General features: G+C 66.2%; 18 protein-coding genes. 16 read left to right on the top strand and 2 right to left on the bottom strand.

The window, feature by feature from the left end; all coding sequences use genetic code 11:
* The first annotated feature begins 155 nt into the window (after positions 1-155).
* Complete coding sequence (locus ACFOLG_RS00605; RefSeq protein ID WP_386087345.1) at positions 156-1,277, top strand: beta-ketoacyl-ACP synthase III; 1,122 nt, start codon at positions 156-158, stop codon at positions 1,275-1,277.
* A 63-nt stretch (positions 1,278-1,340) separates the two neighbouring features.
* Here ACFOLG_RS00605 and ACFOLG_RS00600 read toward each other — a convergent pair whose 3' ends face one another.
* Positions 1,341-2,267, bottom strand: a complete 927-nt coding sequence (locus ACFOLG_RS00600; RefSeq protein WP_386087343.1) for a LysR substrate-binding domain-containing protein — start codon at positions 2,265-2,267, stop codon at positions 1,341-1,343.
* A 407-nt stretch (positions 2,268-2,674) separates the two neighbouring features.
* Here ACFOLG_RS00600 and ACFOLG_RS00595 point away from each other — a divergent pair, with 407 nt between their 5' ends.
* From ACFOLG_RS00595 to ACFOLG_RS00540, 12 genes are all read left to right on the top strand, one after another.
* Entirely contained in the window at positions 2,675-4,267 is a 1,593-nt protein-coding gene (locus tag ACFOLG_RS00595; protein WP_386087341.1) for an ABC transporter substrate-binding protein, read from the top strand.
* A gap of 344 nt (positions 4,268-4,611) precedes the next feature.
* On the top strand, positions 4,612-5,640 hold the full coding sequence (locus tag ACFOLG_RS00590; RefSeq protein WP_349588299.1) for an ABC transporter permease subunit: 1,029 nt from the start codon (positions 4,612-4,614) through the stop codon (positions 5,638-5,640).
* Between the two features lie 13 nt (positions 5,641-5,653).
* A complete protein-coding gene (locus ACFOLG_RS00585) occupies positions 5,654-6,580 on the top strand; it encodes an ABC transporter permease subunit (RefSeq protein WP_386087339.1) in 927 nt (308 codons plus the stop codon).
* Positions 6,581-6,589: 9 nt separating this feature from the next.
* Positions 6,590-7,564, top strand: a complete 975-nt coding sequence (locus ACFOLG_RS00580; protein WP_386087337.1) for an ABC transporter ATP-binding protein — start codon at positions 6,590-6,592, stop codon at positions 7,562-7,564.
* A complete protein-coding gene (locus tag ACFOLG_RS00575) occupies positions 7,561-8,535 on the top strand; it encodes a peptide ABC transporter ATP-binding protein (RefSeq protein WP_386087335.1) in 975 nt (324 codons plus the stop codon). Before ACFOLG_RS00580 ends, ACFOLG_RS00575 begins: the two co-directional genes overlap by 4 nt.
* 248 nt (positions 8,536-8,783) lie before the next feature.
* Entirely contained in the window at positions 8,784-9,323 is a 540-nt protein-coding gene (gene coaD / locus ACFOLG_RS00570) for a pantetheine-phosphate adenylyltransferase (RefSeq protein ID WP_174873313.1), read from the top strand.
* 210 nt (positions 9,324-9,533) lie between these two features.
* Positions 9,534-10,484 carry a class I SAM-dependent methyltransferase gene (locus ACFOLG_RS00565; protein WP_386087332.1) on the top strand — a complete coding sequence of 317 codons (951 nt, stop codon included), beginning with the start codon at positions 9,534-9,536 and terminating at the stop codon, positions 10,482-10,484.
* 131 nt (positions 10,485-10,615) lie between these two features.
* Positions 10,616-10,978, top strand: coding sequence for a thioredoxin family protein (locus tag ACFOLG_RS00560; RefSeq protein ID WP_386087330.1), 363 nt, complete (start codon positions 10,616-10,618; stop codon positions 10,976-10,978).
* Positions 10,979-11,098: 120 nt separating this feature from the next.
* A complete protein-coding gene (locus tag ACFOLG_RS00555; RefSeq protein ID WP_386087328.1) occupies positions 11,099-11,629 on the top strand; it encodes a glutathione peroxidase in 531 nt (176 codons plus the stop codon).
* Between the two features lie 114 nt (positions 11,630-11,743).
* Positions 11,744-13,006, top strand: a complete 1,263-nt coding sequence (gene mltA, locus ACFOLG_RS00550; protein WP_386087327.1) for a murein transglycosylase A — start codon at positions 11,744-11,746, stop codon at positions 13,004-13,006.
* A gap of 28 nt (positions 13,007-13,034) precedes the next feature.
* Complete coding sequence (locus ACFOLG_RS00545) at positions 13,035-14,159, top strand: efflux RND transporter periplasmic adaptor subunit (protein WP_386087325.1); 1,125 nt, start codon at positions 13,035-13,037, stop codon at positions 14,157-14,159.
* Between the two features lie 10 nt (positions 14,160-14,169).
* Complete coding sequence (locus ACFOLG_RS00540; RefSeq protein ID WP_386087323.1) at positions 14,170-17,292, top strand: efflux RND transporter permease subunit; 3,123 nt, start codon at positions 14,170-14,172, stop codon at positions 17,290-17,292.
* An 88-nt stretch (positions 17,293-17,380) separates the two neighbouring features.
* On the opposite strand, the gene ACFOLG_RS00535 is transcribed toward ACFOLG_RS00540, so the two are convergent.
* Positions 17,381-18,199: a mechanosensitive ion channel family protein gene (locus tag ACFOLG_RS00535; RefSeq protein ID WP_386087321.1), complete on the bottom strand. Its 819-nt coding sequence runs from the start codon at positions 18,197-18,199 to the stop codon at positions 17,381-17,383.
* 168 nt (positions 18,200-18,367) lie between these two features.
* On the opposite strand from ACFOLG_RS00535, the gene hemE reads away from it, so the two are divergent.
* The 3 genes from hemE (at position 18,368) to dacB (ending at position 23,354) form a co-directional block, all read left to right on the top strand.
* The gene (gene hemE / locus ACFOLG_RS00530; RefSeq protein WP_386087320.1) at positions 18,368-19,429 is read left to right on the top strand and encodes a uroporphyrinogen decarboxylase; all 1,062 of its coding nucleotides are present in this window, start codon (positions 18,368-18,370) and stop codon (positions 19,427-19,429) included.
* 362 nt (positions 19,430-19,791) lie between these two features.
* On the top strand, positions 19,792-21,963 hold the full coding sequence (locus ACFOLG_RS00525; protein ID WP_386087318.1) for a primosomal protein N': 2,172 nt from the start codon (positions 19,792-19,794) through the stop codon (positions 21,961-21,963).
* The gene (gene dacB / locus ACFOLG_RS00520; RefSeq protein ID WP_386087316.1) at positions 21,963-23,354 is read left to right on the top strand and encodes a D-alanyl-D-alanine carboxypeptidase/D-alanyl-D-alanine endopeptidase; all 1,392 of its coding nucleotides are present in this window, start codon (positions 21,963-21,965) and stop codon (positions 23,352-23,354) included. The genes ACFOLG_RS00525 and dacB overlap by 1 nt, the downstream gene beginning before the upstream one ends.
* The last annotated feature ends 3 nt before the right edge of the window (positions 23,355-23,357 follow it).

Below are 23,357 nucleotides of genomic sequence, written 5' to 3'. Positions count from 1 at the left end.
TTTGCAGCGGAGCGGGGATTTTACCTGTAATTTCGCGAGCTTGGCAGCGTTTTTTCCGTCGCCTGCTGGCACGGTGGCGGCATGGTGTATCATTCGGCAAACAATTGTTTGATTGATGGTGGGCCTTGCTGCCCGACAGAACGAAGGAAACAACCATGCATGATGTGGTGATTAGCGGCAGCGGCCTGTTTACCCCGCCCAACGCCGTCAGCAACGAGGCGCTGGTAACGGCGTTCAATGCCTATGTCGCAGACTATAACCAGCAGCACGCGACGGCGATCGCCGCCGGCGAGCGGGAACCGCTGCAGGCGTCCAGCGCCGAGTTCATCGAGAAGGCCTCCGGCATCAAGCAACGCTACCTGATGGATGCCAGCGGCGTGCTGGACCCGCAGCGCATGGCGCCGCGGCTGCCGGAGCGCGACAACGACGCGCTGTCGGTGCCGGCCGAGATGGCGCTGGCCGCCGCGCGCGATGCGCTGGCCGCCGCTGGCAAGACGGCTGCCGACATCGATATGGTGATCGCCGCTTGCTCCAACATGCCGCGGCCGTACCCGGCGCTGTCGATCGAGGTGCAGCAGGCGCTGGGCATCAACGGTTTTGCCTTCGACATGAACGTGGCTTGCTCTTCGGCCACCTTCGGCATCCAGACGGCGGTGAACGCCATTGCCAGCGGCCAGGCGCGCGCGGTGCTGATGGTGAACCCGGAGATCTGCTCGGCACACCTGAACTTCCGCGACCGCGACAGCCACTTCATCTTCGGCGATGCCTGCACCGCGGTGGTGCTGGAGCGCGCCGACGGCACCACTGCGGCCAACGTGTTCGAGGTGCTGGGCTGCAAGCTGGCCACGGTGTTCTCCAACAACATCCGCAACAACTTCGGCTTCCTCAACCGTTGCGACGAGCGCGGCATCGGCGCGCTGGACAAACTGTTCGTGCAGCAGGGGCGCAAGGTATTCAAGGAAGTGTGCCCGATGGTGGGCGAGCACATCGTGGCGCATCTGGACAGCCAGGCGATTGCGCCGACCGGCGTGAAGCGCTTCTGGCTGCACCAGGCCAACCTGAGCATGAACCAGCTGATCGCGCGCCGGGTGCTGGGGCGCGATGCCGACGCGGTCGAGGCGCCGGTGATTTTGGACCGCTACGCCAATACCAGCTCCGCCGGTTCGGTGATCGCCTTCCACCTGCACCATGCCGACCTGGCCAGCGGCGACATCGGCGTGTTGTCGTCGTTCGGCGCCGGTTACTCGGTGGGCAGCGTGATCGTGCGCAAGCGCTGAGCTGCGGATGCGGCATAAGAAAGGGCACTCGCGGGTGCCCTTTTTCAATATCGTGCTGGCTACCTATTCCTGGGTCAGCGGAATCGCCCACGGCAGCAGTTGCTTGTCGTTCACCACTCGCAAGGTGGCGCGGCGGAAATCCTGCAGGATGGCGGAGCGGCTGCCGCTGGACGGGTAGGCCAGCACGTAGCTGTGGCGCGATTCGGTGACGAAGGGGCGGGTGACCACGCCCTGGTGCAGCCACAGTTCGGAGGCGAACGGCTCGACGATGGATACGCCGAAGCCGTGCGCCACCATCGCATAGCGGGTGTGCGAGGTGTGGGTGCGGATGTTGTAGCGCGGCGCAACCCCGGCGTGGCCGAAGTATTTTTCTTCCTGGTTCTGGCTCAGCGGGTAGTTGGGCATCCAGCCGATCACCGTCTCGTCGGCCAGGTCCTGCGGGGTGATCACCTCGCGTGCGGCCAACGGGTGGTCGGCCGGCAGCGCGCATAGCGCGTCCGCCTCCAGCAGCGGCTCCACCTCGATGCCGGCAATCGCCGGAATGGTCAGGCTGATGGCCACGTCCACCTTCAGATCCTGCAGCTTCACCATCACTTCGGCATTGCCGACGGTATCGATTTTCACCGGTACGTCGGGGCGCAGCTTGAAGAACTCCTTGAGGATGTGCGGCAGCAGGCTGGTCGAAAGGACAGGCATGCAGGCGATGGCCAGGCCTTCGTTCTCGTCGGTGCGGATGGTTTCCGCTGCCTGGCGCAGCCGTTCCAGCCCCAGGAAGTTCTCCTCCACTGCGCGCTGGAAGCGGATGGCGGCGGTAGTCGGCTCCATGCGGCCCTTGGTGCGGTTGAACAGGCGGAAGCCCAGGTCTTCCTCCAGATCGGCGATCAAACGGCTGATGGCTGGCTGGGTGATATGCATGCGCCGCGCCGCGGCCACGGTGGTGCCGCAGCTCATCAGGCAGCGAAATGCCTCGATCTGTCGAAAACGAATCATTTTTATTTGGCCGGCCGCAGCTTGGCCGCAAGAAACGCGATGGCGCTAGGCTATAACAAAATCACATAGAACATCAATTTTACTCAGTGGATGTGATAGCGCGGCTTGTGAAATACTCGCCCGCCATCGGCGCTGGAAGGTGTCCGAGTGGGTGGAACCGGAGCGTAGTCCCATGCAGGGGGTAAGGCTGGGGGTGGAAAGCCGCCGCCGCGCGACCCAAAACAACATATTGCAGCGCGATAAGCGCATGGCGTGACGTGAAATGGCAGATAACGCCTTGTGGTTATCTACTGGCGTCGCATAATGCATTTGTCCGGGGCTAACAACAATCCGGTACGCCTTTTGCATTGTTGTCGTGGCAATGCCAGGCATCACTTCATCAAAATAGAAATAGGGAATTGAGAAACATGCAAGTAGCCAAGCACCTGCTGTTTGCTGCCGGTCTGACCGTTGCAGCCACCGCCGCCCATGCCGCGGGAACCCTGATTTACTGCTCCGAAGCCAGCCCGGAAGGCTTTGACTCCGCGCAGTACACCGGTGGTACTACGTTTGACGCCGCTGGCCATGCCATGTTCAACCGTCTGGTGGAATTCGAAAAAGGCTCCACCAAGACCATCCCGGGTCTGGCCGAATCCTGGACCGTATCGGCAGATGGTAAGGAATACACCTTCAAGCTGCGCAAGGGCGTGAAGTTCCACACCACCGACTACTTCAAGCCGAGCCGCGACTTTAACGCCGATGACGTGGTGTTCACCTTCAGCCGCATGGTCGACAAGAACTACCCGTTCAACAAGGCTTACCCGGTTGAATACCCGTACGCTTCCGATACCGGCCTTGATGCCAACATCGTGAAAGTGGAAAAAGTTGACGCCAACACCGTCAAGTTCATCCTGAAGGACCCGGACGCCGACCTGCTGGCCAAGATCGCCATGCCGTTCGCTTCGGTGCAATCCGCTGAGTACGGCGACAAGCTGATGAAGGAAGGCAAGGCCTCCCTGATCAACCAGCAGCCGATCGGTACCGGCCCGTTCGTGTTCGTGCGCTACCAGAAAGATGCGCAGATCCGTTACAAGGCCAACAAAGACTACTGGCGCAAGGGCGCGGTTAAAGTCGACAACCTGATCTTCGCCATCACCACCGATGCTTCGGTGCGTGCGCAGAAGATGAAGGCCGGCGAATGCCACATCATGTCCTATCCGAAGCCGCAGGACCTGGCCGGCATGAAGGCTGATCCGGCACTGAAAGTGACCACTGCACCGGGCTTCAACATCGGCTACCTGTCGTACAACGTTGAAAAGCCGCAGCTGAAGAAGCTGGAAGTGCGTCAGGCACTGGACATGGCGATCAACCGCAAGGCCATCATCGACGCGGTATACCAGGGTCAGGGCCAGGAAGCGGCCAACCCGTTCCCGGCTTCGCTGTGGTCCTACAACAGCAAGCTGCGCAACCAGCCGACCGATATCGCCAAGGCCAAGGCACTGCTGGCCAAGGCCGGCTACCCGAACGGCTTTGAAATCACCCTGTGGGCGATGCCGGTACAGCGTCCGTACAACCCGAACGCCAAGCTGATGGCCGAAATGATCCAGTCCGACTGGGCCAAGATCGGCGTGAAGGCCAAGATCACTACCTACGAATGGGGTGAGTACCTGAAGCGCATGAAGAACGGCGAGCACGACACCGGCCTGATCGGCTGGACCGGCGACTACGCCAGCCCGGACAACTTCCTGGGCGTGCTGCTGACCTGCGAAGCCGTGGGTGGCTCCAACTATGCCCGTTACTGCAGCAAGGACTTCGACGCTGCGGTACTGAAGGCACGCAAGAGCACCGACATGAAAGAGCGCACCGCGCTGTACATGAAGGCACAGGAAATCTTCAAGAAAGATCTGCCGTGGTCGACCATTGCCCACTCGACTGTGAACCAGCCGATGCGCAAGGAAGTTAACGGCTTCAAGATCAGCCCGTTCGGCGACTATGCCTTCGAAGGCGTAAGCGTTAAATAAGCGGTATTGAAGTTGCGCGGGGCTTGCTCCGCACTCAAGGACAAGGAGGGCGCCATCGGCCCCTCCTTGTTTGCTGATTGGCTATCAGGTTATGCAAAAGGAAAGTCGGCGGCGCCGCGAGCAGCGGCAGCGTTGACCTGGGTCAAGGCCGGTAGTGCCGGGTACCGCTAAAGTGCGTTCTGCCGTGGCGGCCTTGCAGCTGGTATAGGTGGGTGGTTCAGATGCAACCAGCCGCCCGGCGCCTCCCCCTGACGTTTACCGTCTTCCTGCTTTCCTTGCGCTTTCCCTGATCCGGTAGGACACGTCATGTCGTCACAAGCGATATGCACGGGAGACGTATTCACATGTTCGCATTCATTCTGCGTCGGTTGGGTGTCCTCATCCCAACCTTCTTCGGCATCACGCTGCTGACTTTTGCGCTGATCCGCATGATTCCGGGTGACCCGATCGAAGTCATGGTCGGCGAACGCTCGCTCGATCCGGTGATGCACGCCGCCGCCATGAAGCGCCTCGGTCTCGACCAGCCGCTTTACGTGCAGTACTTCGACTACATCGGCAAGCTGTTCCACGGTGACCTCGGCGCGTCGCTCAAGACCCAGGAAAGCGTGTGGAAGGAATTCACCACCCTGTTCCCGGCCACGCTGGAACTGGCATTGTGCGCGCTGGTGTTCGCCACCGTGTTCGGCCTGCTGGCCGGCGTGGTGGCCGCCATCAAGCGCGGCTCCATCTTCGATCACGGCGTGATGGGCATCTCGCTCACCGGCTTCTCCATGCCGATCTTCGTGTGGGGCCTGCTGGCGGTGATGTTCTTCTCGGTCTTCCTCGGCTGGACCCCGGTGTCCGGTCGTATCGACCTGCAGTATGACGTGCAGCCGTACACCGGCTTCATGCTGATCGACGCCTGGCGCGCCCAGATCGCCGATCCGGAGCTGAACGCCGGCGCCTTCAAGGACGCGGTGATGCACCTGATCCTGCCCACCATCGTGCTGGGCACCATCCCGCTGGCCACCATCGCGCGGATGACCCGCTCCTCGATGCTGGAAGTGCTGCGTGAAGACTACGTGCGCACCGCCCGCGCCAAGGGCCTGTCGCCGGCACGCGTGATCTTCATCCACACCCTGCGCAACGCGCTGATTCCGGTGCTGACCGTGATCGGCCTGCAGGTGGGCACGCTGATGGGCGGCGCGGTGCTGACCGAAACCATCTTCTCCTGGCCGGGCACCGGCAAGTGGCTGATCGAAGCCATCGGCCGCCGCGACTACCCGGTGGTGCAGAACGGCATCCTGATCGTGGCGACGCTGGTTATCGTCACCAACTTCATCGTCGACATCCTGTACGGCATCGCCAACCCGCGCATCCGTCACGCCAAGTAAGCAGGAAACCAACATGGCCAATGTGAATACCTCGCCGCAAACCGTTGCGGCCAACGATGATCCGGCGCTGAGCTACCCGTCGCCGCTGAAAGAGTTCTGGCAGAGCTTCAAGCAGAACAAGGGCGCCGTCGCCGGGCTGATCTTCATGTCCATCGTGCTGTTCTGTGCGCTGTTCGCGTCGCTGATCTCGCCGCACGACCCGCTGGAACAGTTCCGCGACCACCTGCTCACCCCGCCGTCCTGGGCCGAAGGCGGCAACAGCCAGTTCCTGCTCGGCACCGACGAACTGGGCCGCGATATCATGGCGCGCCTGTTCCACGGCGCGCAGATGTCGCTGCTGATCAGCCTGGTATCGGTGCTGCTGTCGCTGATTCCCGGCGTGATTCTCGGCCTGCTGGCGGCGTTCTTCCCGAAAGTGATCGGCAGCCTGATCATGCGGCTGATGGACATCATGATGGCGCTGCCGTCGCTGCTGCTGGCCATCGCCATCATGGCCATCCTCGGCCCGGGCCTGGTCAACGCCATGATCGCCATCGCCGTGGTCGGTCTGCCGGGCTATGTGCGGCTGACCCGCGCCTCGGCCATCACCGAGCTGAACCGCGACTACGTCACCGCCGCCCGCGTCTCCGGCGCGCAGCTGCTGCGCCTGATGTTTGTCACCGTGCTGCCCAACTGCATGGCGCCGCTGATCGTGCACGCCACCATGAGCTTCTCCTCCGCCATCCTAGAAATCTCCGCCCTGGGCTTCTTGGGCATGGGCGTACAGCCGCCGACGCCGGAGTGGGGCACCATGCTGTCCGGCGCGCGCGACTACATGACCAGCGCTTGGTGGGTGGTGCTGATGCCGGGCCTGACCATTCTGCTGGCGGTCCTGTCGATCAACCTGATGGGTGATGGCCTGCGTGACGCGCTGGACCCGAAAATGAAGCGCGCGGCGTAAGGGAAAATCATGAGTCTGTTGCAAATCAAGAATCTGTCGGTCGAGTTCGGCAATGCGGCCAACCCGTTCCGCGCGGTGGAAAACCTGGACCTCAGTGTCGACCAGGGCGAGATCGTCGGCATCGTCGGCGAATCCGGCTCCGGCAAATCCGTCACCATGATGGCGATGATGGGCCTGCTGGAAGGCCAGGGCCGCATCGTGGCCGATCAGCTGGAATTCGACGGCAAGAACCTGCTCACCATCAGCGCGCGGGAGCGCCGCAAGATCGTCGGCAAGGACATCGCCATGATCTTCCAGGACCCGATGACCTCGCTGAACCCCAGCTACACCGTCGGCTACCAGATCATGGAAGTGCTCAAGGTGCATCAGGGCCTGCGCGGCGCCGAGCTGAAGGCGCGCGCGCTGGAGCTGATGGAGCTGGTGGAAATCCCGGCCGCCAAGACCCGGCTGGAGGCCTACCCGCACCAGTTGTCCGGCGGCATGAGCCAGCGCGTGATGATCGCGGTGGCGCTGGCCTGTAACCCCAAGCTGCTGATTGCCGACGAACCGACCACCGCGCTGGACGTCACCATCCAGGCGCAGATCATGGAACTGCTGGTCAACCTGCAGAAAGAGCGCAATATGGCGCTGATCATGATCACCCACGATCTGGCGGTGATTGCCGAAGTGGCGCACCGCGTGGCGGTGATGTACGCCGGCCAGGTGGCGGAAGAGGGCACCGTGCCGCGCCTGTTCCAGCACCCGGTACATCCGTACACCGAGGCGCTGCTGGCCTCCATCCCAGAGCACAGCAAGGGCGCACGCCGGCTGACCACCCTGCCGGGTATCGTGCCCGGCCAGTACGACCGCCCCAAGGGCTGTCTGCTCAGCCCGCGCTGCCCGTACGCACAGGAGCGCTGCCGCGCCGAGCGCCCGGCCATCACCCCGTATGAGCACGGCGCCGTGCGCTGCTTCTTCCCGCTGTTTGACAAGGAGGCCAAATGAGCCAGACCGTACTGCAGGCTCGCGACCTGACTCGTCACTACGAGGTGTCGCAGGGCTTCATGAAGCCGAAGGCGATGGTAAAGGCGCTCAACGGCGTATCGTTCGAACTGAAGGCCGGCAAAACCCTGGCCGTGGTCGGTGAATCCGGTTGCGGCAAGTCCACCCTGGCGCGCCAGCTGACGCTGATCGAGGCGCCGACCTCCGGCTCGCTGGTGCTGGATGGCGTCGACATCGCCCGTGCCAGCCATGCCGAGCTGAAGGCACTGCGCAGCAAGGTGCAGATGGTGTTCCAGAACCCGTACGCCTCGCTCAACCCGCGGCAGAAGATCGGCGACCAGCTGGGCGAACCGCTGCTGATCAACACCAAGCTGTCGGCCAGCGAGCGCGAGGCCAAGGTGCGCGCCATGATGCAGCGCGTCGGCCTGCGCCCGGAACACTACTACCGCTACCCGCACATGTTCTCCGGTGGCCAGCGCCAGCGTATCGCCATCGCCCGTGCCATGATGCTGCAGCCGCAGATCGTGGTGGCCGACGAACCGACCTCGGCGCTGGACGTGTCGATCCAGGCGCAGGTGCTGAACCTGTTCATGGATCTGCAGGAAGAGTTCCACACCGCCTACGTGTTCATCTCGCACAACCTGGCGGTGGTGGAGCACGTCGCCGACGATGTGATGGTGATGTACCTGGGCCGCGCGGTGGAAGTGGGCAGCAAGGAGGCGATCTACAGCCAGCCGCTGCACCCGTACACCAAGGCGCTGCTGTCGGCCACGCCGTCGGTGCGCGAGGAAGACCGCCGCGCCAAGATCAAGATTAGCGGCGAGCTGCCCAGCCCGCTCAACCCGCCCACCGGCTGCGCCTTCCACAAGCGCTGCCCGTTCGCCACCGAGCGTTGCAGCCAGGAAGTGCCGCAGCTGCGCGAACTGGCCGGACACCAGGTGGCCTGTCATCACGCGGAAAGCATCAACGCCTGAGCGTGAGCGGCGGATTCGGCTGAGCCTGCGTTGCAACGTGCCGCAACATGCGCATGTACCTGGTGTACATGCCGCTGTTTCGGCCCGTTGCGCCTTGGCTGACCCTTCGTGCGCCTGACCGCCTGGCTGGGCACGCATGCACTACAGTACAAGCACCGGAGTGGTGAATCGCACCGCTCCGGTGCTTTTTATTCTGCATTGCAGCAAAAAAGCCTTGTCCCACCTTCTAGCCGCAAGTACATTCCGCCATGACACATAGCAACAAAGGAAAGCGTCAATTGAAGCGAGCCGTCTATGCCGGCAGTTTTGACCCGGTAACCAACGGGCATCTGTGGATGATCCGCGAAGCCGTCGAACTGTTCGACGAGCTGGTGGTGGCCATCGGCGTCAACCCGGAAAAACGCTGCAGCTTCTCGGTGGACGAGCGGCTGGACATGCTGCGCGCGGTGACGCGCGGCTTTTCCAAGCTCAAGGTGGAGGTGTTCGAGAACCAGTTCCTGGTCAACTACGCGCAGAGCATCGACGCCAACTACATCATTCGCGGCATCCGCACCGCCAGCGACTACGAGTACGAGCGCACCATGCGCTACATCAACTCCGACCTGCACGCCGACATCACCACCATCTTCCTGCTGCCGCCGCGCGAGTACGCCGAGGTGTCCTCTACCATGGTGAAGGGCCTGATGGGGCCGCAGGGCTGGGAGCAGATGATCCGCCACTACGTGCCGGAACCGGTGTACCGCAAGCTGGTAAACTATTACCAGCAGCAGGTGCAGCAGCTGGACTGAGGCTACGACCTGCTGCGCGTCGGCGAGACTTGCGTTGCCAGCGGCATTCGACATGCGCAGTTAGCAGGTACAAATTCCGCTTCCTCAGCCGCTTTCGTCTTGGCGCGCGAGATCGTACATAGCGCTTGAATCGCGCGGCCAACGTTGGCCGCACACCGAATACATCCCGCGCCGGACACGTTCCGGCGCGTCGCATTTCCGAGGTAAAACATGGCAGACGTATCCGCCTTCCAGGGCCGTCTTTCCAAGAACTACAAGCACTACGCCAAGTGGGCCAAGCGCAGCGGGCTGGACGCCTGGCGCGTGTACGACCGCGACGTGCCGCAGTTCCCGTTGATCATCGACATCTACGGCGAGCGTATCCACCTGCAGGAATACGATACCGGCTGGCAGATCGGCGATGACGAGTACGCCGAATGGATGGCGGCGGTGCAGCAGGCGATCTGCGCGGTGACCGGCGTGACGGCGGACAAGATCGCGCTGAAGGCGCGGCGCCGGCAGAAGGGCGACAGCCAGTACCAGAAGACCGGCCGCGACGGCGAGGACTTCGTGGTGGCGGAGCAGGGGCTGCGCTTCTGGGTGAACCTGGATGCCTACCTGGACACCGGCTTGTTCCTCGACCACCGCAACACCCGGCTGCGGGTGCGCGACGAGGCCGCCGGCAAGCGCTTTCTCAACCTGTTCGCCTACACCGGCAGCTTCACCGTGTACGCCGCCGCCGGTGGCGCGGTGAGCAGCGAGACGGTGGACCTGTCCAACACCTACCAGGCGTGGAGCCGCCGCAATTTCGAGCTCAACGGCCTCGATCTGGAAAAGCACCAACTGATCCGCGACGACGTGTTCCAGTACCTGGAAGACGCCGCCTACGCCGGCAAGCAGTTCGACCTGATCGTGATGGACCCGCCCAGCTTCTCCAACAGCAAGAAGATGCAGGACGAGCTGGACGTGCAGCGCGACCACGTCAAGCTGGTGGACGGCGCCATGCGCCTGTTGGCGCCGGGCGGCGTGCTGTACTTCTCCAACAACCTGCGCAGCTTCGAACTGAGCCCGCTGCTGCTGCAGGATTACGCGGTGCGCGACATCAGCAAGCAATCGGTGCCGGAAGACTTCCGCAACCAGAAGATCCACCAGTGCTGGCGCATCAGCCATCGCCAGGCGTGAGCCGATAGCGGCCGGCAATTGCCGGCTAGCTAAATTCAATGACGGCGGCGGCTTGAGTTTTGCCGCCGCAGCGCCAATTGTTCAGACATCGGGCATGCCAGTCTGGCCGGCCACAGCATAAGGAGTAGCGCATGGCTTACGTGAACATCACCGCCGACACTTTCAACGACCACGCCGAACGCGAGGGCATCCTGTTCCTGGATTTCTGGGCGGACTGGTGCGGGCCGTGCAAGACGTTCGGCCCGATCTTCGAGGCGGCCGCCGACAAGCACCCGGACTTGGTGTTCGGCAAGATCGACACCGAGGCCGAGCAGGAGTTGGCCGCGCATTTCCAGATCCGCTCCATTCCCACGCTGATGGCGCTGCGCGACGGCATCGTGGTGTTCCACCAGGCCGGCGCCATGATGGCCGGCCAGCTCGAACAGCTGATCCAGGCGGTGCGCGATCTGGACATGGAGCAGGTGCGCGCCGATATCGCCAGCCAGGAGCAGTAAACCGGCAGCAGCACCGCGCGGGCGCAACTTGTTGCCGCGGCGCGGGTCTACCATATGTTGGCCGCAACGTTCGCGTTGCGGCCAACGTTCATTGTGAGTGTTGCCACCGGAGTATTCATCATGCCCAAGCTGCTGTCCGTCCTGTTGCTGCTACCGGCCGTGGCCAGCGCCAGCTGCCCGCCGTTGCTGGATCATCGCGTGCCCGGCCTCAGCGGCGGCAGCATCGATATGTGCGCCTATCAGGGCAAGGCGGTGGTGGTGGTGAACACTGCCAGCGAGTGCGGCTTCACCCCGCAGTTCAAGGGTTTGCAGGCGCTGTGGCAGCACTACCGCGACCGGGGCCTGGTGGTGGTGGGCTTTCCCAGCGACGATTTCTTCCAGGAGCTGGACAAGGACAAGGCGGTCGCCAGTTTCTGCGAGGTGAACTACGGCGTGACCTTCCCGATGGCCAGCCGCGTGCACGTGCGCGGCGCGGCCGCCCACCCGCTGTACCAGGCGCTGACCCGCGCCAGCGGCGATGCGCCGAAGTGGAATTTCTACAAATACGTGATCGCGGCGGACGGCAAGACCGTCACCGCCTTCAGCCCGCTGACCAAGCCGGATTCCGCCACCTTCATCCAGGCGGTGGAAGCGGCGCTGCCGACGCCGTAAGGCGAGCGCAGGCCGATGCGCTGTCATTTGCCATCCCCCCGCCGCCTTCATTACCATCGCATTTTCGCCGCCGCTGCGGCCAACCTGCCTGACCTTGCTGCCCATCACCATCCCATGTTCAAGCGACTGATTACCCTGGCCAGCGCCTTGCTGCTGGCCGCCTGCGCCTCCTATCCCCCTCCGGGCGGCAGTACCGCCGCCAGCGCGGTGCGCTACCAGCCGGCGCGCTTTGCCGATCTGCCCGGCTGGGATGCGCCGCTGGCGGGCGAAAGCCTGGCGGCGCTGCGCGCCAGCTGCCGCAGCCTGCAGGGCAAGCCGCAGTGGCAGGGCGCCTGCAGCGCCGCCGCCGCTATCGATGCGGCCAACCCGCAGGCGGTGCGCACGTTCTACGAACAGCGCTTCACGCCGTGGCAGCTCAGCGAGGCCGGCAAGGACAGCGGGCTGATCACCGGCTACTACGAACCGCTGCTGGCCGGCAGCCGCAGCCAGTCGGCGCAGACGCCGTACCCGGTGTACGGCGTGCCGTCCGACCTGTACGTGCTGGAGATCAATGCCGAGCAGCGCGCGCAGCCGCAGCTGGTGGCGCGCCGCGGCAGTGGCAACCGCCTGCAGCTGCTGGCGGGCAAGAGCGTGGCTGGGCCGGGCGAGATCCAGATCACGCTGGCCGATTTCGTCACCGACAGCCGCACCCGCGCGCTGAAGGGCCGTCTCGACGGCAACCGCCTGCTGCCGTACTACACCCGCGCCGAGATCGACGCCGGCAAGGGCGTGGCCGGCATGCCGGTGCTGGCGTGGGCGGAGGACGAGACCGAGCTGTTCTTCCTGCAGGTGCAGGGCTCCGGCCGCATCCAGCTGGAAGACGGCAGCTTCATCCGCGTCGGCTACGCCGACCAGAACGGCCACGGCTACAAGTCGATCGGCCGCTGGCTGGTGGACCAGGGCCAGATGCGGCTGGAAGACGTGTCGATGCAGAACATCAAGGCGTGGATTGCGGCCAACCCGCAGCGCCGCGCCGAGCTGTTCGCCGCCAACCCCAGCTACGTGTTCTTCAAGCCGCTGCCGGCCAATGACAGCGGCCCGCTGGGCGCCATGGGCGTGCCGCTTACCGGCGGCTACAGCGTGGCGGTGGACCCGCGCTACATCCCGCTGGGTGCGCCGCTGTACCTGGCTACCACCTGGCCGCTGGACGGCGCGCCGCAGGCGCTCAACCGCCTGGTGCACGCGCAGGACACCGGCGGCGCCATCCGCGGCGGCGTGCGCGCCGACTTCTTCTTCGGCTTTGGCGCCGAGGCCGGCATGTACGCCGGGCGCATGAAACAGAGCGGCAAGCTGTGGCTGCTGCTGCCCAAGGGCATGACCCCGGCGGCCAACCCCTGAGCGCCGCCTGATGCGGCAAGGATTCCCGATGCACACGCCTCCCCGTACCCACGTTGGCCGCAGCCTGGCGCTGCTGGCCGTTGTCGCCGCCCTGGCGGCCTGCGGCCCGTCCGCGCCGGCTGACGGCCAGCCGGCCAGCGCCGGCCAGGCGGCGATGCCGCCGCGGCAGCTGTCCGCCGCCGACGTGCTGCAGACCGCGGTGGCGCCGCTGGCCAGCCTGCTGCCGTTCACCGCCACTCTCAACGCGCTGCAGAGCGCCGAAGTGGCGGCGCAGGCCGACGGCACCGTGTTGCAGGTGCTGGTGCGCGAAGGCGAGCAGGTGACGCGCGGCCAGCTGCTGGCGCGCATTGACAGCGAGGCGCTGCAGCAGCAGCTCAACGAGCAGCAGGCGCAGCTGGCCAACGACGAGGCGCGGCTGAAACTGGCGCGGCTCAAGCTGGACAAGCAGCGCGAGCTGCTGCAGCAGGGCTTCATCTCCAAGCTGGCGTTCGACGAGACCGAGAGCGACTACCAGGTGCGCGCCGGCGAGCTGGCCGCTCGCCGCAGCCAGCTGGCGCGGGCGAAGAAGAGCCTGCACGAGAGCGAGGTGCGCGCGCCGATGGCCGGCACCGTGTACGCGCGGCTGACCCAGCCGGGCGAGCAGGCGGCGCGCAACCAGAAACTGTTCGGCATCGCCGACCTGGCCGAGCTGGAAGGCGTGGCCAGCGTGCCGGCGCGGCTGGTGGGCCAGCTCAAGCCCGGCCAGCAGGCGCGCTTCACGGTGGAAGGCGTGGACGGCCAGTTCCGCGCCAGCCTGGTGCGCATCAACCCGGTGGCCAATGCCGCCACCCGTACCTTTAACGTCTACTTGCGGGTGGATAACCGCGATGGCCGGCTGAAGGCCGGCCAGTTTGCCAAGGGCGGGGTGGTGCTGGCCGAGGTGAACGACGCGGTGCGGCTGCCGCTGGCGGCGCTGCGCGATGCCGACAGCGCCGCGCCGTGGCTGCTGGCGGTGCGCGGCGGCCGGCTGCAACGCCAGCCGGTGACGGTGCGCCTGCGCGCCGACAGCGAGCGCCAGGTGGCGGTCAGCGGCATCGCCGCCGGCCAGACCGTGCTGGCGGCGCCGCTGCTGGGCCTGAAGGCCGGGGACGCGGTGTCCCTGCCGCCACGCTGAGGACGCCGCCATGTGGTTAACCCGCGTCAGCGTGCAGAACCCGTATTTCGCCGCGGTGATGATGCTGCTGCTCACCGTGCTGGGGCTGTTCGCCTGGCGCAGCCTGCCGGTGGAGGAGTTTCCGGACATCCGCTTCCCGGTGGCGGTGGTGATGACCAGCTACCCCGGCGCCTCGCCGGAGGTGGTGGAAAGCGACGTCACCCGCCCGATCGAAGAGGCGGTGAACACCATCAACGGCGTCAAGCACATCCGCTCCTATTCCTTCGAGGGCAGCTCCACCATCGTGGTGGAGTTCGAGCTGTCCACCGACGCCACCCAGGGCTTGCAGGAAGTGCGCGACAAGGTGGGTGCGGTGCAGGGCCGGCTGCGGCGCGAGGTGAACACCCCCACCATCTCGCAGATGAACCCCAATGATGAACCGCTGATGTCCTACACCCTCAGCTCCGGCGACAGCAGCCAGCGCGAGCTGACCAGCTGGGTGGACAAGGTGCTGAAGAAACGGCTGCAGACGGTGTCCGGCGTCGGCGAAGTGAAGCTGGTGGGCGAGAGCCGGCGCGAGATCCGCATCGACATCGATCCGTACCGGCTGGAGGCGCTGGGGCTGTCGGTGGCCGAGGTGGCGGACGCGGTGGCGGCCGCCAACCGTGACTACCCGGCCGGGCAGGTGAGCAGCCAGCGCAACGAGCTGGCGGTGCGGGTGGCCGGCAAGCTCAAGAGCGTGGAGGATTTTGCCGCGCTGGTGGTGGCCAGCCGCGGCGGCAGCGACATCCGCCTGGCCGATGTCGGCAGCGTGCGCGACACCGAGGCGGAGAAGAACAGCCTGACGCTGATCGACGGCAAGCCCGGCATCGGCATCGACGTGCGCGCCGCGCGCGGCGCCAACGTGGTGCAGGTGGCCGACGGCGTGAAGCGGGTGCTGGACGAGTACCGCCGCCAGGCGCCGCCGGGCACCGTGGTCAACCTCACCTACGACAAGTCGCAGGAGGTGAAAGGCTCGCTGCACGAGGTGCAGAAGACGCTGGGCGAGGGCGCGCTGCTCACCGTGCTGATCGTGTTCCTGTTCCTTGGCAGCTGGCGCAGCACGGTGATTACCGGCCTGACGCTGCCGATCTCGATGATAGGCACGCTGTTCGCGCTGCAGGCGCTGGGTTTCTCGCTGAACCTGATGACGCTGATGGCGCTGTCGCTGTCGGTGGGGCTGCTGATCGACGACGCCATCGTGGTGCGCGAGAACATCGTGCGCCACGCCGCGCTGGGCAAGGGCCACTTCCAGGCGGCGCTGGACGGCACCAACGAGATCGGCCTGGCGGTGCTGGCCACCACGCTCACCATCGTGGCGGTATTCCTGCCGGTGGGCTTCATGGGCGGCATCATCGGCAAGTTCTTCCACCAGTTCGGCCTGGCGGTCACCGTGGCGGTGCTGATCTCGCTGTTCGTGTCGTTCACGCTGGACCCGATGCTGTCGTCGATCTGGCATGACCCGCACCGCCACGGTGATCACCACAAGGGGCCGGTGGGGCGGCTGCTGGACTGGTTCGAGACATCGCTCGATCGCATGGCACAGGGCTACGTGGCAGTGATCCGCTGGGCGCTGGCGCATCGCAAAACGGTGCTGGCCGCCGCGCTGGCGCTGACGGTGGGCAGCTTCATGCTGGTGCCGCTGGTGGGCGGCGAGTTCCTGCCGCGCGCCGACAAGGGCGAGTTCCGCCTGAGCTTCAAGACCGCTGCCGGCTCCTCGCTGGAATACACCGCGCTGAAGGCGCGCGAGGTGGAGGCGCGGCTGCGCACCCTGCCGGAGGTGACCACCATCGACAGCAAGATCGGCGGCGGCAGCTTTGGCGCCGGGCGTAACCAAGCCAACATCACGGTGAATGTCGGCGACAAGCAGCAGCGCGCGCGCGACCTGTTCCAGCTGATGGCGGCGGCAAGGTTGGCCGCAGGGCAGGTGGCCGGCATCGAGCTGGATTCGGTGGAGGAAACCGGCAAGCACGGCCCGCCGGGCAAGCCGGTGAACCTCGGCATTCGTGGCAGCGACCTGGCGGCGCTGGAGCGCGCCACCGCCGACATCATGGCGCGGCTGCGGCAGATCAAGGGCGTCAGCGACGTGCAGTCCAGCCTCAACGATGCCGACCCGGCGCTGAACCTGCAGGTGAAGCGCGATGCCGCCGCCACGCTGGGGGTGGATCTGGCGCGGGTGGGCAGCACGGTGTCCACGCTGCTGGGCGGCAGTACGGTAACGCAGTGGGAGGCGCCGGACGGCGAGAACTACGACGTGCGGCTGCAGGTGCCGCGCGACGCGCGGGTGGCCGAGCTGCTGGACGTGCTGACGGTGCCGGGCAAGCGCGCCGACAGCGGCGAGGCGCAGATGGTGCCGCTGGCGCAGGTCACCAGCATCTTGCCGGCCACCAGTCCGCGCCAGATCGAGCGCACCGACCTGATGCGCGAGATCAGCATCACCGCCAATATCAGCGGCCGTGGCAGCAGCGAGGTGTTTGTCGACATCGACAAGCTGCTGAAGGGCATCCAGCTGCCGCAGGGTGTGTTGCTGGCGCAGGAGGGCGAGCGCAAGGACATGCAGGAGTCGCTGAGCTACGCGGTGCAGGCGCTGGCGATGGGCGTGGTGTTCATCTACCTGATCCTGGCGGCGCAGTTCCGCAGCTTCACCCTGCCGGTGACCATCATGGTGGCGCTGCCGCTGTCCTTCGTCGGGGTGTTCGTGGCGCTGCTGCTGTTCGGCTCCACGCTGAACATGTTCTCGGTGATCGGCATCATCATGCTGATGGGGCTGGCGTCCAAGAACGGCATCCTGCTGGTGGACTTCATCAACCACAGCCGGCGCCAGGGCATGCCGCGCGAGGAGGCGATTGTCGAGGCCGGGCGGGTGCGGCTGCGCCCGATCATGATGACCTCGCTGGCGATGATCTGCGGCATGCTGCCGCTGGCGCTGGCCAGCGGTGCCGGCTCCGAGACGCAGCGGCCGATGGCGCACGCCATCATCGGCGGCATGGTGACGTCCACCGTGCTGACGCTGATCGTGCTGCCGGTGGTGTACACCTATCTGGACGGCCTGCGCATGCTGATCCGTCGCCTGCTGGCGCGGCTGTCCGGCCAGCGCCTGGCCGCGCCGCACTGAGCGTTGCCACTTGCAATGCACAAGGCCGCTGCCATGGCAGCGGCCTTGTTCGTTTACGCCGCCGCCGGCGACGGGCGTGCGGCCAACCTTACTGCTTCACGTACACCACCTGCGCCGGCATCGGCGCCGGGAAGGCCGCGCTGCCCAGCGCGTCGCGCAGCAGCTTGTTGCTGTCAAAGTACACCTGCCAGTAGTCGTCGTTGTGGCAGAACGGCCGCACCGCCAGCACCGGTCCCACCAGGTTGAATTCCAAGATCGACACCTCCACCGCCGGCTCGGCCAGCACATTGGGGATGGCCGCCAGCCGCTGCCGCAGCAGGGCGATGGCGGCATCCACGTCGGCGGCGCCGGCCAGCTGCGCCTTCAGCTCCACGCGGCGGTAGGGGTTGCTGCTGAAGTTCTGGATGGTGTCGCCGAGGATCTTGCTGTTGCCCACCATGGTCAGCACATTGTCCGGGGTGTTGAACGCGGTGGTGAACAGGCCGATCTCTTTCACCGTGCCGGTGACGCCGCCGGCGGTGACGAAGTCGCCGACCTTCATCGGCCGCAGCACGATCAGGAACACCCCGGCGGCAAAGTTGGACAGCAGCCCGGACCAGGCCATGCCGATGGCCACGCCGGCGGCGGCGAACAGCGCGGCGAAGGTGGTGGTCTGGATGCCGAAGTAGCCGAGGATGCCGATCACCAGCATCACGTTGAGGGTAACGTTGATGGTGGTGCCGAGGTAACGCATGATGGTGGCGTCGACGTGCTGGCGCTCCAGCGTGCGCTGGATCAGCGCACCGACCTTGCCGATCAGCCAGCGGCCGACGATCCAGAATGCCAGCGCCGCCAGCAGCGTGCTGCCGATGGTGAAGGCGTAGTCGGTGGCAACCTGTTGCCAGTGGGAGAGGTTGATCTCGTTCATGATGCTTCCTTGGGTGGGCGACATGTGCAGTCAAGCACATGGCATGGCCAGTCTCAAGGCGCTTGTCATGGCCCGGCGCCACAAAAATGCGCCGCGCCGGTGGTCACATCAAGGCAGCGCTGCGGGCGCACGGTATAATGCGGCCAACCTTTTTGCCGAAAAGCCGCCATGACCACCCTGCAAAACGATACCTTCCTGCGCGCGCTGCTGAAGCAGCCGGTCGACTACACCCCGATCTGGATGATGCGCCAGGCCGGCCGCTACCTGCCGGAATACCGCGCCACCCGCGCCCGCGCCGGCAGCTTCATGGGCCTGTGCACCAGCCCGGACTACGCCACCGAAGTCACCCTGCAGCCGCTGGAGCGCTTCCCGCTGGATGCGGCGATCCTGTTCTCCGACATCCTCACCGTGCCGGACGCCATGGGCCTGGGCCTGTATTTCGCCGACGGCGAAGGCCCCAAGTTCCAGCGCACGCTGCGCGAGGAATCCGCAGTGCTGGCGCTGCAGCCGGCGCCGCTGGAAAAGCTGCAGTACGTGTTCGACGCGGTAAGCAGCATCCGCAAGGCGCTGCACGGCCGCGTGCCGCTGATCGGCTTCTCCGGCAGCCCGTTCACCCTGGCCTGCTACATGGTGGAAGGCGGCGGCTCGGATGACTTCCGCCACATCAAGGGCATGCTGTACAGCCGCCCGGACCTGCTGCACCGCATCCTGGATGTCACCGCGCAATCGGTGATCGGCTACCTGAACGCGCAGATCGATGCCGGCGCGCAGGCGGTGCAGATCTTCGATACCTGGGGCGGCGCGCTCAGCCACGCGGCGTACAAGGAATTCTCGCTGGCCTATATGCAGCGCATCGTCGCCGGCCTCAAGCGCGAGGCGGACGGCCGCCGCGTGCCGGTGATCGTGTTCACCAAGAACGGCGGCCAGTGGCTGGAAGACATCGCCGCCATCGGTGCCGATTGCGTGGGCCTGGACTGGACCACCGACATTGGCCTGGCGCGCGCCCGCGTCGGCGATCAGGTGGCGCTGCAGGGCAACTTCGACCCCAATGCGCTGTTCGGCAGCCCGGCGGCGATCGAGGCCGAGGCCGGCCGCATCCTGGCAGCCTACGGCCAGGGCAGCGGTCACGTGTTCAACCTCGGCCACGGCATCTCGCAGCACGCCAACCCGGAACACGCCGCCGCGCTGGTGGCGGCGGTACACCAGCTGTCGCGCCAGTACCACGTGTGACCCCGGTCTTTAGGACAGTACGGCCACTCGCAGCGGGTGGCCGTTTTGCTTGCCGGCCGCCAGCCTTGATGCGGGGGCTTGACAGCATGGCGGGCTGTTGTTCCTGCAGTTATGCACACCAAAATCGGGCAAAGCACCATTCTGTCAAGGCTTGCTGCCAGAAAAATGTGCGTTTTTGCAAGCTATTGATTTTTAAAGAATTATTTTTCAGATTAATTTTTGTGCAATCCAGTGGCAATGCCGCAGCCGCGCGCTTTTTGCCAGTTTGCATACAGCTTGTGCACAAAGTTATCCACAGCATTTGTGCACAGATTGCGCCAGCCCGCGCCAGTGCTGGCTTGGCGCGCTAGCGGGGAATAAATGTGACAGCGACGGTGATCAGCGTATGGCTGGATGTGCCCCTGCGTGGGGCATTCGCCTACCTGCATTCGCAGCCGCTGGCCAGCGGCCAGCGGGTGCTGGTGTCGTTCGGCAGCCGCGAGCTGTGCGGCGTGGTGGACAACAGTGTCACCCCGGACGCCGTGGCGCCGAACAAGCTCAAACCCATCCTGCAGGTGTTCGACGCGCTGCCGCCGCTGCCGGAGGCGCTGCTGCAACAGGTGCGCTTCGCCGCCCGCTACTACCTGCATCCGCAGGGCCAGGCGCTGTTCACCGCCTTGCCGACTTCCCTGCGCGAGCCGCGCGAGGTGCGGCTGCCGGATCGCGCCTGTTACCAGCTCACCGCGCAGGGCCTGGGCCAGCCGCCGGCGGCGCGCAGCAGCGCCAAGCTGGCGCTGTGGCAGGCGCTGCACGAGCCGATCGAGCGCGAGGCGCTGCGGCGGGTGCATGCGCAGGCCAGCGCCTATCTGAAAGCCGGCCTCGCCAGCGGCGACATCGCCGCCGTGCCGTGGCAGGCGCCGGCGCTGCAGGTGAGCGGCGAGCTGGCGCTCAACGCTGAACAGCAGCTGGCGCTGGACGCGGTGGCGGCCAACCTTGAATGCTTTGCGCCGTTTCTGCTGCACGGCATTACCGGCAGCGGCAAGACCGAGGTCTACCTGCAGCTGATCGCCCGCGTGCTGGCGCAGGGGCGCCAGGTGCTGGTGGTGATCCCGGAAATCAACCTTACCCCGCAGCTGATCGACCGCTTCGCGCGCCGCTTCCCGGCCACACGCATCGTCTGCCTGCACAGCAACCTGGCCGATGGCGAGCGGCTGGAAGGCTGGTGCGACGGCTGGCTGGGCCGTGCCGGCATCGTCATCGGCACCCGGCTGGCGGTGTTCACGCCGCTGCCGCAGCTGGGGCTGGTGATCGTCGACGAGGAGCACGATGGCTCGTTCAAGCAGCAGGACGGCCTGCGCTACCACGCCCGCGACCTGGCGGTGTGGCGCGCGCATGCGGCCAACGTGCCGGTGCTGCTGGGCAGCGCCACCCCCAGCCTGGAGACGGTGGCCAATGCCGAGACCGGGCGCTACCGCAAGCTGGTGCTGAGCCAGCGCGCACACGGCAGCGCCACACTGCCGCAGGTGGGGTTGCTGGACATCCGCCGCCAGAAACTGGCGGAAGGGTTGGCCGCACCGGTGGTGGAGGCGCTGCAACAGACGCTGGCGCGGCGCGAGCTGAGCCTGGTGTTCATCAATCGTCGCGGCTACTCGCCGGTGCTGGCCTGCAGCGCCTGTGGCTGGACCTCGGCCTGCAAGCATTGCAGTGCGCGCATGGTGCTGCATCTGTCCGCGCGTCAGCTGCGCTGCCACCACTGCGGCGCCTGCGAGCGTATTCCGCTGCAGTGCCCGTCCTGCGGCAACCCGGACGTGCAGCCGCTGGGCGAGGGCACGCAGCGGCTGGAGGCCGCGCTGCAGCGCATGCTGCCGGAGGCGCGCATCCTGCGCATCGACCGCGACAGCACCAGCAGCAAGGCGGCGTGGGACGCCATCTACCAGCGGGTGCATGCCGGCGAGGTGGATATCCTGGTGGGCACGCAGATGCTGGCCAAGGGGCATGACTTTGGCGCGCTGTCGCTGGTGGTGGTGCTGGGCAGCGACGGTGGGCTGTACTCGGCGGATTTCCGCGCCGGCGAGCGGCTGTTCGCGCAGCTGTTGCAGGTGTCTGGCCGCGCCGGCCGCGCCGGGGTGCCGGGGCGGGTGCTGGTGCAGACGCAGTGGCCGGAGCACCCGCTGTACCAGGCGCTGCAGCAGCACGATTTCGACGGCTACGCCGCCGCCATGCTGCAGGAGCGGCGTGAGGCGGGCTTTCCGCCGGCGGCGTTCCAGGTACTGCTGCGCGCCGACGCGCCGGCCTACGCCGATGCCGAGGACTTTCTCAACACCCTGTTGCCGCAGCTGGGCGAGCTGCCGGACGGGCTGAACGTGTTCGGCCCGGCGCCGGCGCTGATGGTGCGCCTGGCCGGGCGCGAGCGCGCCCAGCTGACCTTCGAGGCTGCCAGCCGCCCGGCGCTGCACAACTGGCTGCGTGCGCAGCTGCCGCTGATCGAACAACTGGCGCGCAAGGCGGTGCGCGGCATGCGCTGGTCGCTGGATGTCGACCCGCTGGAGATGTGATGAAACGATTTTTACTGTTGCTGGCCGTGGTGGCGGCGCCGTTGTACGCGGCGGCGCCGGCCGGCTTTGATGATGACGAGATCGCGCTGTGGGCGGCGCCGGTGGAAGGCGGCGGCGAGTTCGAGGCGCACCGCGCCGACGCGGCGGTGAACCCGGCCTCCACCATGAAGCTGCTCACCAGCTGGGCGGCGCTTAACCGGCTGGGGCCGAACTTCCGCTGGCAGAGCGAGTTCAAAACCACAGCGGCGCTGGTGGATGGCGTGCTGCAGGGCGACCTGTACTGGCTGGGCCGCGGCGACCCGCGGCTGGACAGCGCGCGCCTGACCGAAATGCTGCGCCAGCTGCGGCTGCGCGGCGTGCGCGACATCACCGGCCGGCTGCTGCTGGACCAGAGCGCCTGGCAGGGCATCGGCACGGCGGAAGGCTTCGGCGGCGATGCCGAGCGCGTGTTCACCGTGGCGCCGCACACCCACCAGCTGAACCTGAAAGTGGCCTGGCTGCGCTACCGCTTCGATGACGGCCGGCCACAGGTGGCACTGGATCCGCCGCTGCCGGGCATCAGCGTCGACAACCGCCTGCAGCTGGGCGATGGCGCCAGCTGCGGCGATGTGCGTCGCTTCGTTACGGTGGCGCAGCAGGGCGCGCGCTTGATCGTCAGCGGCCGCCTGCCGCCGGCCTGCGATGGTGCGGCCAACTATGTGAACCTGCTGGACAGCAATGAATTCGCACAGCAGGCGTTTGCCGCGCTGTGGCAGCAGCTGGGCGGCAGCGGCCCGCGCGGCCTGGCGCTGGCCAGCACGCCGCCCGGCGCGCGCAGCCTGCTGCGCTGGGACTCCGCCGATACCCTGGCCAGCGTGCTGGTGGACATGAACAAGTACAGCAACAACACCATGGCGCGCAGCGTGCTGTTGACCGTGGGCGCGCAGTATCCGGCCAGCGGCAACACCCTGGCCGATGGCGAGCGCAGCTTGCGCGGCCTGCTGGCCGAGCGCGGCCTGCCGCAGCAGCCGCTGACGCTGGAGAACGGCGCCGGCCTGTCGCGGCGCGAGCGCGTCAGCGCGCGGCTGCTGGGCGAGGTGCTGCGCGATGCGCTGCGCGGCGCCTACGGCCCGGAACTGGCCGCCAGCCTGCCGCTGGCCGGCGAGGACGGCACGTTGAAGAAGCGGCTGGGCGAGGTGGGCGGCAGCCTGCGGCTGAAAACCGGCTCGCTGGACAATGTGCGCGCACTGGCCGGCTACTGGCAGGCGCCGTCAGGGCAGCGGCTGGTGCTGGTCGCCATCGTCAACTCTGCCCGCGCCGAGCGGCTGACGCCGCAGCTGGACGCCGCGGTGGCCGCGGTGGTGGCGCGCTATCAGGCAAGGTTGGCCGCAGCGGCGGCTGGCGGCTTATAATCG

Source organism: Vogesella facilis (assembly GCF_042648525.1).
In the GTDB taxonomy this organism is placed as follows: domain Bacteria; phylum Pseudomonadota; class Gammaproteobacteria; order Burkholderiales; family Chromobacteriaceae; genus Vogesella; species Vogesella facilis.
Note: the sequence above shows the minus strand (reverse complement) of the source record. Positions and strands in the feature narration are given on the sequence as shown.

Coding starts and splice junctions, on each gene's coding strand:
- coaD (WP_174873313.1), top strand. CDS start 8,784: ATGACACATAGCAACAAAGGAAAGCGTCAATTGAAGCGAGCCGTCTAT.
- ACFOLG_RS00605 (WP_386087345.1), top strand. CDS start 156: ATGCATGATGTGGTGATTAGCGGCAGCGGCCTGTTTACCCCGCCCAAC.
- dacB (WP_386087316.1), top strand. CDS start 21,963: ATGAAACGATTTTTACTGTTGCTGGCCGTGGTGGCGGCGCCGTTGTAC.
- ACFOLG_RS00555 (WP_386087328.1), top strand. CDS start 11,099: ATGCCCAAGCTGCTGTCCGTCCTGTTGCTGCTACCGGCCGTGGCCAGC.
- ACFOLG_RS00600 (WP_386087343.1), bottom strand. CDS start 2,267: ATGATTCGTTTTCGACAGATCGAGGCATTTCGCTGCCTGATGAGCTGC.
- ACFOLG_RS00580 (WP_386087337.1), top strand. CDS start 6,590: ATGAGTCTGTTGCAAATCAAGAATCTGTCGGTCGAGTTCGGCAATGCG.
- ACFOLG_RS00545 (WP_386087325.1), top strand. CDS start 13,035: ATGCACACGCCTCCCCGTACCCACGTTGGCCGCAGCCTGGCGCTGCTG.
- mltA (WP_386087327.1), top strand. CDS start 11,744: ATGTTCAAGCGACTGATTACCCTGGCCAGCGCCTTGCTGCTGGCCGCC.
- ACFOLG_RS00595 (WP_386087341.1), top strand. CDS start 2,675: ATGCAAGTAGCCAAGCACCTGCTGTTTGCTGCCGGTCTGACCGTTGCA.
- ACFOLG_RS00565 (WP_386087332.1), top strand. CDS start 9,534: ATGGCAGACGTATCCGCCTTCCAGGGCCGTCTTTCCAAGAACTACAAG.
- ACFOLG_RS00535 (WP_386087321.1), bottom strand. CDS start 18,199: ATGAACGAGATCAACCTCTCCCACTGGCAACAGGTTGCCACCGACTAC.
- ACFOLG_RS00540 (WP_386087323.1), top strand. CDS start 14,170: ATGTGGTTAACCCGCGTCAGCGTGCAGAACCCGTATTTCGCCGCGGTG.
- ACFOLG_RS00590 (WP_349588299.1), top strand. CDS start 4,612: ATGTTCGCATTCATTCTGCGTCGGTTGGGTGTCCTCATCCCAACCTTC.
- hemE (WP_386087320.1), top strand. CDS start 18,368: ATGACCACCCTGCAAAACGATACCTTCCTGCGCGCGCTGCTGAAGCAG.
- ACFOLG_RS00575 (WP_386087335.1), top strand. CDS start 7,561: ATGAGCCAGACCGTACTGCAGGCTCGCGACCTGACTCGTCACTACGAG.
- ACFOLG_RS00585 (WP_386087339.1), top strand. CDS start 5,654: ATGGCCAATGTGAATACCTCGCCGCAAACCGTTGCGGCCAACGATGAT.
- ACFOLG_RS00560 (WP_386087330.1), top strand. CDS start 10,616: ATGGCTTACGTGAACATCACCGCCGACACTTTCAACGACCACGCCGAA.